Annotated in this window: 5 protein-coding genes; 2 read left to right on the top strand and 3 right to left on the bottom strand. The window is 64.5% G+C overall.

Translation table 11 applies throughout. The features are described 5' to 3' along the window. Positions 1 to 70 precede the first annotated feature (70 nt). Entirely contained in the window at positions 71 to 1,498 is a 1,428-nt protein-coding gene (locus tag AX018_RS01120) for a diaminobutyrate--2-oxoglutarate transaminase (protein WP_111875421.1), read from the bottom strand. 274 nt (positions 1,499 to 1,772) lie between these two features. Between AX018_RS01120 and AX018_RS01115 the strand changes: the two genes are divergently transcribed. Further along, positions 1,773 to 3,449 (top strand): cyclic peptide export ABC transporter, encoded by a 1,677-nt coding sequence (locus AX018_RS01115; protein WP_111875420.1) that lies wholly within the window; start codon positions 1,773 to 1,775, stop codon positions 3,447 to 3,449. 9 nt (positions 3,450 to 3,458) lie between these two features. On the opposite strand, the gene fhuF is transcribed toward AX018_RS01115, so the two are convergent. Beyond that, the gene (gene fhuF / locus AX018_RS01110; RefSeq protein WP_146749182.1) at positions 3,459 to 4,310 is read right to left on the bottom strand and encodes a siderophore-iron reductase FhuF; all 852 of its coding nucleotides are present in this window, start codon (positions 4,308 to 4,310) and stop codon (positions 3,459 to 3,461) included. A gap of 696 nt (positions 4,311 to 5,006) precedes the next feature. On the opposite strand from fhuF, the gene AX018_RS01105 reads away from it, so the two are divergent. Beyond that, on the top strand, positions 5,007 to 7,169 hold the full coding sequence (locus tag AX018_RS01105; RefSeq protein WP_111875418.1) for a TonB-dependent receptor: 2,163 nt from the start codon (positions 5,007 to 5,009) through the stop codon (positions 7,167 to 7,169). A gap of 232 nt (positions 7,170 to 7,401) precedes the next feature. On the opposite strand, the gene AX018_RS01100 is transcribed toward AX018_RS01105, so the two are convergent. Then, complete coding sequence (locus AX018_RS01100; protein ID WP_281269530.1) at positions 7,402 to 12,003, bottom strand: non-ribosomal peptide synthetase; 4,602 nt, start codon at positions 12,001 to 12,003, stop codon at positions 7,402 to 7,404. Between the last annotated feature and the right edge of the window lie 6 nt (positions 12,004 to 12,009).

Below are 12,009 nucleotides of genomic sequence, written 5' to 3'. Positions count from 1 at the left end.
CCAGCATCTCCTGGTTTCCACCCGCACCGAGGGTGCGCGGTCGCCGCACATCCGGTGCGGCATTCACGGATCAATCGAGCGCACTGCTCAGCGACTCGTCAAGAACCGCCACCACACGGTCGATCTCTGCCGCCGTGATGATCAGAGGCGGAAGCAGCCGCAGAACGCTGGAGTGTCGCCCGCCCAGCTCCAGGATCAGGCCACGGCGCAGGCACGCCTGTTGCACCCGGGCTGCCAGCGCCCGGGCCGCAACGCTGTGGCCCAGGTGATTGGGGGGAGCCGCCGGATCGATGAGTTCCAGCCCCGCCATGAGGCCCCGCCCCCGCACGTCGCCAATGACGGGATGGCGCAACTGCAGTTGGCGCAGCAGATCGCGCAGATGGCGCCCCACCGTGGCCGCATGTTCCACCAGCGCTTCCGCCTGGATGTGGCGCAGCGTGGCCCGGCCTGCCGCCATGGCGAGCTGGTTGCCACGGAACGTGCCCGCGTGCGCGCCCGGCTGCCAGAGATCGAGCGTGTCCCGATAGACCACCACCGACAGGGGCAGACTGCCCCCGATGGCCTTGGACAGCACCACCACGTCAGGCACCACGCCGGAATGCTCAAAGGCGAACATGCGCCCGGTGCGACCGAAACCCGTCTGCACCTCATCGACGATGAAGGGCACGTCGTACCGCTCCGTGAGGGTGCGAATGCCGCGCACCCAATCGTCGGCCGCGGGGATCACGCCCCCCTCGCCCTGCACGATTTCCGTGATCAACCCTGCGGCGGCGGGCACGCCCCCTTCCGGGTCGCTCATCACGCTCTCGATGAAATTCAGGCTGTGCGCCACCGTGGTGGCCGCATCCGCCCCGAACGGGCTGCGGTATTCGTAGGGAAACGGCAGGAACTGCACCGATGCATTCCCACCGCCCAGGGCCGTCTTGGGGCCCAGGTTGCCCATCAGGTCCAAGGTGCTCTGCGTCATGCCGTGGTAGGCGCCCTGGAAGGCCAGCATCGTGCGCCGCCCTGTCGCGATGCGCACCAGCTTGAGCGCGGCTTCCACCGCATCGGCGCCCGTGGGACCGCAGAACTGGATGCGGGCATGGTTGGCCAGATCTGGCGGAAGCAGGCCAAAAAGCGTATCGATGAATGCATCCTTGACCGGCGTGGTCAGATCGAGTGTGTGCAGCGGAAGCTGATCGCGCAGCACCTCCCGAATCGCCTCGACCACGACGGGATGGTTGTGGCCCAGGGCGAGCGTGCCCGCGCCGGCCAGGCAATCGATGAACACCCGGCCCTCGATGTCCTCCACATAGATGCCATGGCCGCGGCGCAGCGCGATGGGCAGCCGGCGAGGGTAGCTGCGCGCATTGGACTCCCGCGCGGCCTGCCGCTCCAGCAGCGGATTGCTGCGCAGATCGTAGGGATGCAGCAGGGGATCCTTACCCTTGACCCAGGGATGGGCGATAGCGTTGTCGTGTGCGGCGGGCAGCTCGGACAGGATGGTGGAGGACATGGAGTCTTGCCTTTTGGACAGGAGTGAATGGGCCCAGGCCTCGGCCGGAGCACGGACGGCATCCAGTGCGTTCGCACAGGCAAGACGGATCAAGTGCAGGTTTGTTTAGCGCCCCCGGTGGATAGAACCATGCAGTTGCCCCACCACTCAAGCGAGTGTCTCGGTTGGCGGATGCGGTCGCCCGTTTTTTGGATGGGCGGATCGTGAGAGCGCCTAAACATTCGGCGGGGCCAACCGTCTTGATGCAAGTTCTCCTTGGCCGAGAGGTTCATCCATGCTCTATTTCCTGATCCGGCGCTCCCGTGGGCTCGTGGCCGCCGCAGCCCTTTTCAGCGTCGCCGCCGGCCTGTGCTCGGTCTGGCTGGTCACGCTCATCAACACCGCGATCACGGTGGACGCGGCGGCGCGCACCGCATTGGCCTGGCGCTTCGCGGGGGTGGTGGTCGGCGTGCTGATGTTCAGCATTGCGGCCAACGTTCTGTTCCAGATACTTCGGCAGAAAGCCGCTGCCGACCTGCGCGCCAAGGTGGCCGAGTGCGTGATGGACGCCCCCTTTCGCCACCTTGAGCGCACCGGCGCAGGAAAAGTGCAGTCGGCGCTGGCGGACCACGCCATCCATGTCGCGCAGTTCTTCGTCAGCCTGCCAGGGGTATTGACCAACGGCGTCATCGTGGTCGGCTGCATGGTCTACCTGGCATCCTTGTCGTGGTATGTCTTCCTGGCCGGCGTTGGCGTCCTGCTGTGTGGCTCCATCGGTTACTGCTATGCCTACGCCAAGGCCATCGATCATCTTCACCGCGCCTCGGAAATGCAGGACCAGCTCTTCGGCAACTTCCGCTCCTTGACCGACGGTGCGAAAGAATTGCGGCAGAACCGGGGCAAGCGCACCCGGTTCGCGGTGGAGGTGATGAACCGCGCCATCCGGCAGGTGAGCCACCAGCGGGTGATCGGCATGTCCATCTTCGAGGCGGCGGTGGGCTGGGGGAGCTTCCTGATCTATGCCTTCATCGGTCTCGTGCTTTTCGTTCTGGCGACCGATGCACCGGACCAGACCCGCGTCATCACGGGGTTCGCGTTGATCTTCATCTACATGATCTCGCCGCTGCAGTCCCTGCTGAACTCGCTACCCGAAGCCAACATCGCACGCGTGGCATCGCACCGGATCGATGAATTGACCGCCAGCATGGCAGGAACCGAGCAGGCGGCCCCGGAGGGTGGCGCGACCGCGTTCCAGCGCATTGACCTGCATGCCGTCAAGCACCGCTACTACCATGAACAAAGCGGTGAGTTCTTCGAACTCGGCCCGATCGATCTGAGCTTTCGCCCTGGAGAGCTGGTGTTCCTGGTGGGGGGCAACGGCAGTGGAAAGACCACGCTCGCCAAGCTGCTGGCGGGCTTGTACCCGCAAGATGCCGGGGAGGTATTGCTCGACGGACAGCCCGTCGATGACCGCAACCGCGATGCTTACCGGCAATTGTTCTCCACCGTCTTCTCCGATTTCCACCTGTTCGACAAGCTGCTGGAAGCATCGACGGTGCTGAGTGACGACATCGGCAACCGCTACTTGGAAAAACTGCACCTTCACCACAAGGTGCAGATCCGAGACGGCGCCTTCAGCACCCGTGAGTTGTCCCAGGGGCAGCGCAAACGCCTGGCGCTGGTCGTGGCCTACCTTGAGGATCGGCCCTTCCTGGTGTTCGACGAGTGGGCCGCCGACCAGGATCCCGTGTTCAAGCGCTTTTTCTACCAGGAAGTGCTGCCCGAGTTGCGCGCGCGAGGCAAAGCCGTGCTTGTCATTTCGCACGACGACCGCTACTTCCACGGCGCTGACCGACTGATTCGATTGGAAGAGGGAAGAATCGTTGCCCAGGACGCCTCGCGACCCCAGCCAGCGGCTGAGGTCGCGGTGGGCCGGGCGATGGCAGCACCATTCGCCGAGTCGCCCGCTTGAGCACACCCTTCACAAGTTGCACTGTGCCTTGCGGGAAGGGATGTTCTCAGGGTCCAGCGGGCAGGCGGAGCAATAGCGCGGTTCATCCACCTGGTAGAAGAGGCAGCACGAGCGGTGCACCTGGATCGTCCTGTGGACACCGCCCTCTCCCTGCAGATGCACGCTACGCGGGGGATGGAAAAGAGGGTTCTCGCAAGGCTTTTGAAAGAGCGTGCCGGGCGTGTCCCATCGAGGCGTCTCCAGCAGCATGCGGCGCTCCATGGATATCGCTGGGGCCAACGCCGGGTCCTGCAGCCCGTGATCGAATATCGCCTGCACATGCCTCACCACATTGACCCAGAGAATGCGACGCGATAGACGCGTCAATGCATGGATCGCTTCCACCAGGGGCTGCAGGTGATCGAATACCAGGGGAGCATACCGTTGCTGCGTGGATGCCTCTCCGCTGGCGGCCGTGCCGGCCGTGGAGACCACGAAGCGCAGGGGCTGCCCCTGATCGTCAAACTGGACCCAGGTTTCCCGGGGAGTGATGGGAAGGATCTGTCTTAACAGGGTTGCAGCGACCATGGCATAAGGCAGCACCACCCAGCAATACCGCATGCTCCACATCGATGCAGAGGCCCGGAGATCCGTGCCCTTTGCCCGCAAGTGCGCGTGATTGCGCTCCAGCAGATCGCGGAGCACCTGGGGCTCCTCCAGCACGCGCCACAGGGCAATCGAATCGGGCGGCGGGGATGGCGAAAGGATGAACGTTTGTGCGCATTCAACCAGGGCACCGCTGAAGAATGCATCCAGTGTTTCGAAAATGCGCATCGATCCTGCCAGTGCATTGCCGTTGCCGGTGTGTAAGGGGGCGGTCAACGTAGTGACTCCAGTTCGTCATTCGTGTGTACACCGGGCCTGCCGCACAGGCGCATATCCGGTCGGAAGCCGAGGCGCTCCATGGCCGAAGGCCATGGGCATGGATGAGAGCCTCCCCCACTGAAAAGCCCACCATGCCGGCGCGCTCAGGGGAAATCTCCTCCACGGCATTGGGTGCCGGCCTCGCATGGCCCTAGACGTACGGTGGCCGGCTTTGTTTAGGGCGATCGACACCACGGCGAGAACGCGTGCGGCTTGCTCATGGCTTCATCCTCTCCCGGATGGACGTTCCCTCGAAAGCAGCGATGCCTCCATGTGAGTACGCCCTGCCGAAGCCATCAAATGATATTGAGTCTCAGTTATAATTAATAGTCTCAGACTGCACACCTACCTGATTGACCCGGTGGCTTGGTCATGTGCACCGCAGTTCAATGCCTGGACAGCAGACAGGCCCGCTCCCCGTGGGTTGCACAGCATGTTCCTGTGCTGGCGCCACGCACAAAAACGCAGTGACTCCTTCCATCGAGCCTGAAGTGCTCGATGGTGTGACGACGCGATGAATCAGTGCTGCGCCAAACCGGGAGATCGTGGATCGGACTTGGAAGAGCCCTGCCAACAGCGTGGCCGGCAAGGCTTTGCTTTGGTGAAAGCGTTTCTCATCAGACACCCTGCATTTCCCTCAGAACGGAGCACTCTATGCAATTTCCCTTCCGCAAACGCAGACTGATGGTCGCGTTGTCCATGGCTGCGGGCCTGCCAGCCGGAGCCTGGGCACCGATGGCATTGGCACAGTCCGGCGAAGGCACTGTGGTCCAGCAGTTGCCTTCGGTCACAGTTTCAGGTGCGGCCGATGCCAAGCCGGACGACACGCCACGGTCCTATGCGGGCGGCCAGGTAGCACGCGGTGCCCGCCTGGGGCTGCTCGGCAACGTCGACATGATGGATGCTCCATTCAACGCCACGTCGTACACGTCGGAGCTGATGCAGAACCAGCAGGCACGCAGCCTGAGCGACGTCATGGCCAACGCCCCTGGCGTGGATGCCGGCGGACCGTGGTACTTCGACAATTTCTTCATCCGAGGCTTCGCCGTCAACCGTGCGGAGATCGGCTTCAACGGCCTGTACGGCATTGCCAGCTCCGAAGGAGCGCAGCTCGAAGGCGTCGACCGGGTCGAGGTTCTCAAGGGCCCCAGCACGCTGATCAATGGCAGCTCGCCGCGCGGCACGGCGGGTGGAACCATCAATCTGGTGCCCAAGCGCGCATCGGATACACCCCTCAACCGCGTGGGCTTCAATTACCTGAGTGATGGCAATGTGGGCGTCAATGCGGACATCGGCCGGCGCTTCGGCAAGGACAATGCATTCGGCGTGCGCTTGAACGCAGCGCACCGCGATGGCGATTCATCCATCGACCACGAGAAACAGCGGGCGACCAACCTGGCACTGGGCCTGGATTACCAGGGCGAGCGCCTGCGCGCCAGCGCCGATGTCGGCGCGAGCAGCCAGAAGATCACGGGGGCCAAGAGCAACTTCTTTGTGTCCGCAGCGGAGTTGCCCAAGGCCCCGCCGGGCAATACCAACGTGTGGCCGACTTGGTCGTATCAAGACAAGGAGCACACCTTTGGCATGGTCCGTGCCGAATACGACGTGACCGACGCCCTCAGCGTGGGTGGCGCATTCGGTGCGGCCGAGACGCGGCGCAAGATGAACACCCCCTTCGGCGTGCTGCAGAACGCAGCGGGAGACATCAGCTTCTTCCCCAGCGCTCTGGAGGAAAAGAACAGAACCCACAGCGGCGAACTGAATGCGCGACTGCGGTTCCATACGGGGCAGATCAAGCACAACGCGGTTTTCGCCCTGACCGACTACCACTCGAAGATATCGAACTACCAACCACAGACGAATTATTCGGCGGCCAGCAATCTGTACAACCCGGCCAATCTGCCCGAGCCTGTCGGCCTGGATTTCAACCGCGCGCTCACTCCGTTGTCATCGATGCAGTTGCGCAGCTACGCCGTCACCGACACCCTGTCGGCGCTGAACGACCGCGTGATGCTGACCATGGGGATGCGCCACCAGCAAATCGACGTGAACGCCTACAACTGGCAGACCGGCGCATTTGAATCGAACTACAAGAAGAGCGCCAACACGCCCTCCGCGGGCCTCGTGATCAAGCCGCGAGACAACCTTTCGCTGTATGCCAACTACGTCGAGGCCTTGTCTCAAGGCGATGTAGCGCCGACCACGGCGGTCAATGCGAATGAAGTCTTTGCGCCATTCGTCTCCAGGCAACTGGAAGTCGGCACCAAGATCGATTGGGGTGACTTCACCACCACGCTGAGTGTGTTCCAGATCAAGCGGCCCAGTGGCTTCCTCGGCACCAACAATGTCTACAGCCTCGCAGGCGAGCAACGCAATCGGGGCGTGGAACTGCAGGTGTTCGGCGAGCCCGTGCGCGGCTTCCGCTTGCTGGGCGGTGCTGCCTGGACCCGCGCCATCCTGACAGAGACACCCAACGGCCAATACAACGGCAACAAGGCCGCCGGTGTGCCGACCTGGTCGATCAAGTTGGGCGGTGAGCTGGACATCCCCCAGGTGCAGGGGCTGACCACCACGGCACGGATGCTCCACGCCTCATCGATCCCGTTCAACGCGGCCAACACCGCGACGGTTCCCTCCTGGACACGATTTGACGTGGGCGCACGCTACGCCACCAAGATCTCCAGCAGATCCGTGGTGTTCCGAGCCACGATCGAAAACCTGTTCAACCGCCGTTACTGGGATACGTCGCCGTCCTATCAGACGGTGACATACGCTGCACCACGCACCTACATGCTCTCGGCCAGCGTTGACTTCTGATCACACAGCCGGTCCCACGCTGGCGCCGGCTCCTGCCCGGTCGCCAGACGTGGGGCTGGGTGCGTCGCCATGCAGGCCTGCACCGAGCGGTGGTACGCTGATCCGAGTCCGACCACGCTACACAGGCCCCCCATTGCGCTTTACTGGCGTCGTCCTTGGGGAGAAGAAGCGCCGGTCCCGCACGCTGGCGGGCCGTCGCTCCATCCGATCGGCCTGAATTTCCTCCTGCGCGTCATCCGTTGCCCGCGGCCGCGCTGGAGACCCAGTCATCCACCACACCAACGGCTTGCGTCTGGCCCGCCGACGCAATGCAGTCTTCTTGCACAGCCTCGCAGACCGCCCGAGCCAGTGCTTCAACCAAGCGACGATCGCGCGGGATGTCGGCGTGCCGGGTTTCGATCTCATGCTCGATGCGATGGCATTGCCTCATCTGCGCATGCAGCACATCGCGATCTTCTTTCGACCGGGATGCGATCCACCAGCAATGCACGGGCCTGCTCAGTTGCTGCGGCAGCGCTTCCTGGGGACCATGGCTTGCACGCGCCAGAGCCCGGCCCGTGATGAACATCCGGGCCACATCCTCAGGGCTTGCCAAGCCATAGCGGGAACTCCGCGGTCCACGGGACTGCACGTAAACCTGATCCAGCACCGCTCGCACGGCTTGCTCGTCAAGGCGCGCATTTCTGGTCTCGGCCGGCAACGTCCAGGCATGTGCCTGTTCCGGAAAGAGCAGGCCCGCTGCTTCATTGAAGGCGCTGTCCCAGGACCGTGCGGCCGCCCCATCCTGGCCGGGAAGCGCAGGATCCACCAGGGCGAGCAGGGCCACACGCGCCCCCTGCGCCTCCAGCCTTTGCGCAACCAGTCCGGCCAACGCGCCTCCGAGAGACCAGCCAGCCAGCAGATAGGGGCCCTCCGGCTGATCCCTGCGAATCAGGGCCGCATAGTCATCGGCCATCCGGGCAAGGCTGCGGTCCTGATGGTCCACATCACGTAGCGTGCGGCACACCAGTCCTTTCACCGAGCACCGGCCGTTCAGGCGCTGCGCGAGCGGCAGGTAATCCATGACGGTGCCCATGCCAGCGTGCAGGCAGTAGAGCACCGCGCCCGGCGCCACTCGGTTCAGCAGCACCAGGGGCGAGGAACTCTGCGCGGCCAAACCCGCCACGGTGGGCGCATGCATGAGATCCTGCAAGGAAAAATTCAGACCCGTGCCCAGGCGCTCACGCGCCAAGGCCAGCACCCGCATCGCGGCAAGCGAATGCCCCCCCAGTTCAAAGAAATTGTCATGGCGACCCACCCTCTCGCATGCCAGGACCTCGCTCCAGATACCGGCCAGGATCTGCTCGTGCGTGCCCTGTGGCTCCACGTATTCCCGCGGTCGCGCCTCCGGCTCCGGCAAGGCCTTGCGATCCAGCTTGCCATTGGGTGTCAGTGGCAGATGTGGCAACACCACCAGCATGCTTGGCACCATCTGCTCAGGCAGATGGCTGGCCAGTTGCGCGCGCAAGGCCTCGGTATCCAGGAGGACGCCAGCCTGGGCTACCACGTAGCCAACCAGTCGCTGAGAACCACCCTCCTGTCCGCGTGCCACCACCACGGCCTGGGCCACACCCGATAGCTGGGTCAGCGCGGCCTCGACCTCGCCCGCTTCGATCCGGTATCCGCGCACCTTGAGCTGCTGGTCGGTCCGCCCGAGGTATTCGAGCGCCCCGCCCACTCGCCGGCGCACGAGATCGCCGGCTCGGTAGAGCCGCTCGCCCGCAACGAAGGGATCGGCCACGAAGCGCTCGGCGGTCAGACCCGCACGCTGCCAATAGCCACGCGCCAGGCCTGCACCCCCGATGTAGAGCTCACCCACCGCCCCCGGCCACACAGGGCGCAGGTTCTCGTCCAGCACCCGCAGCGCGGTCGCATCGATAGGGCGACCCATCTCGATGGCATCGGCCACCACGGGTGCGCAGGCCGACCAGATCGTGGTTTCGGTCGGGCCATAGAGGTTGCACAGATCCACCCCGGCACCGATCAGCGCACGCGCCAGATCCACCGGCAGTGCCTCGCCACCGCAATAGCCCTTGAACCCGGGCCGAGGGCAGCGCCAGCCGCCGGCCAGCAATGCCCGCCAGCCGGCGGGAGTGGCCTGGAAAGCGCTGGCACCGGAGTCCGCCAGCAAAGCCGCCAGCGCCGCTCCGTCGCGTGTCGTCTCGCGCCGGGCCACCACGCAGTGCCCCCCCGTTACCAGGGGCAAATACAGTTCGAGCGCAGCGATATCGAACGAGAGCGACGTGGCCGCCACCAAAGTGTCGCGCTCCGTGAGGCCCGTCGCGCCGCGCATCGCTCCCAGGAAGTTCACCAGCGCCCCATGCGGAATCATCACGCCCTTGGGCTTGCCCGTGGACCCCGAGGTATAGATCAGGTAGGCCAAGTCCTGTGCGTGCAGCGGTATGTCCGGCGCTTGTATCGATGCACCGGACAGGTCCAGGCTGTCCAGTTCCAAAGGCCTCACGCCGGCCACCTGCGGCAATCCGGCCACGAGGACCGCTTGCGTCAACAGCCAGGAGGCCTGGCTATCCGCGAGCATGTCGCGAACGCGCTGGACCGGGTAATCCGGATCAATGGGAACATAGGCCGCCCCGGCCTTCAGAATGGCCAGCAGACTCACCACCATGTCCACTCCGCGCGTGACGGCCAGGGCCACGCGTGCCCCGGGCTCCACGCCCCTTTCGATGAGCGCATGGGCCAACTGGTTGGCGCGCTCTTCCAGGGCACGATAGGACATGCGCGTCTCGCCATCCGATACCGCGATGGCCTCGGGCCGGACTTGCGCCATGGCCTGAACTTGCCACGGCAGCGGCGGTGCAGCGGATTCGCCGGGACACACATTGACGTCCCAGGCCTCGAGTACGGCACGTTCTGCTGCACCCACCAGGGATAGCTCGCCCAGCGGAACGTCCTGCGCCTCGCACAGCGTGCGCAGCAAGCGCCGCATGCATGCCGCGTAAGCCTGGATATCGGAGGCGTCGAAATGCGTCTTCGCGTAGACGAAGTCCAGCGCCAGGGTATCGTTGGCGGCCACACTGAGCATCAACGGATAGTTCACCTGCTCGTTCAATACCGGCACTGCAAATGCCAGTCCGTCGTCCGATTGCTCGCGCAGGGCCTGGTCCACCGGGTAGTTCTCAAACACCAGCACGGTATCGAACAAATCCCGGCCGCCTTGCCCCACCCAGCGCTGGATCTCGTACAAGGGCGTGTGCTCATGCTCCCGAGAAGCCAGATTCTGGTCCTGCAGCGCACGCAGCCAGTCTTCCACACGCATTCCGGCCTGCAAACTCACACAAACAGGTAGCGTATTGATGAAAAGACCCAGCATGGATTGCACGCCCGGCAGGTCGTCGGGACGGCCGGCCACTGTGGCACCGAACACGGCGCGCGACTGACCAGTCTGGGCTGCCAACACGATGGCCCAGGCCCCCTGGACCAGGGTATTGAGCGTCACACGCATGCGCCGTGCGGCCTCCTGCAGTGGCGCGCTCTCTATCGCGTCCAGATGCAGGTGCACGCGCCCCTGCCCCGTATCGCTGGCCCGATACCCGTTGGCGAGATAGGCAGGCTCCTCGACACCCGCCAGCAAGCCTTCCCAATAGCGCCGACTCTGGTCCAGGTCGCGCCGCCCCAGCCACTCGATGTGGTCGCGATAGCGAGCAGGCGCAGCAGCCATGGGTAACCCACGGTAGTGGCGCAATACCTCGCCCAACAGCAAAGACACACTCCAGCCATCCAGCAGCAAATGGTGGTGGGTCCAGATGAAATGGTGGCGCCCGTCGGGGCACGCCACCAGCGTGAGCCGCATGAGAGGCGGCGTGCTGACGTCAAAGCCTCTCGCCAGCGCATCGGCCGCCAAGTCGTCCAGGGCCGTGGCGATGTCGTCGCGCCTCCGCCAATCGTGTTGCTCCAGCGGCAAGGGCACATTGCGCGCCACCCACTGCAGCAATGGCTCGCCAGGCATGAAGCCCGTGCGCAGCACGTCATGGCGCGCCAGCGCTTCACGCCAGGATTGCGCAAAGCGCTCCGGATCCAGGCCGTCGATATCGACGCGCAACTGGTTCACATAAGTGCTGCCTGCGGCATCGTAGCGGCTGTGGAACAGCATGCCGTGCTGCATGGGGGAGAGCGGATAGAGGTCTTGCAGGTGATCCGGATCGACCGGCAATCGATCGATCTGGCTCTGTGTCAGGCCTGCCAGAGGCACGTCGCTGGGCGTGAAGCCACGCGCTCCCCCCGTGCAATGCTCCACCAGTACCAGCAGCTCCTCGTGCAGCCCGGCCATCCAGGCCCTCACCCCGGCCGGGTCATGACGCGCAGCGCTGTATGTGACCGAGAGAGACAGCAGCCCATCCAGCACCTGGCCATTGACGGCAAACTCCACGCCCAACGGGGATTCCGCATCCTGGCTGCTTCCCGCCGATTCAGGCGCCGGCTGCCAGGCGCCGCCAACCTCGAAGCTACCGTCAAGCTGCCCCAGATAGTTGAACAACACTTGCGGACGCGGCAGCGCGGCCACCATGTCCCGGTGCGCAGAAGCACCGAGGTAGCGCAACAGTCCGTGGTTCAGCCCGTGGTTGGGCACGGCCCGCAAGGTTTCCTTGATGCGCTTGAGCGCAGCCTCCGGAGTACCACTGGCATCCAGCACGACGGGATACTTCGACGTGAACCACCCCACCGTGCGCGAGAGGTCCATGCCCTCGAACAGGTCCTCGCGGCCATGGCCCTCCAGCTCGACCAGCACCTTCTGCCGGCCGCTCCAGGCCGACAGCGCCCGGCCCAGCGCCGTCAGCAGCAG

Source organism: Paracidovorax anthurii, assembly GCF_003269065.1.
In the GTDB taxonomy this organism is placed as follows: Bacteria; Pseudomonadota; Gammaproteobacteria; order Burkholderiales; family Burkholderiaceae_C; genus Paracidovorax; species Paracidovorax anthurii.
Note: the sequence above shows the minus strand (reverse complement) of the source record. Positions and strands in the feature narration are given on the sequence as shown.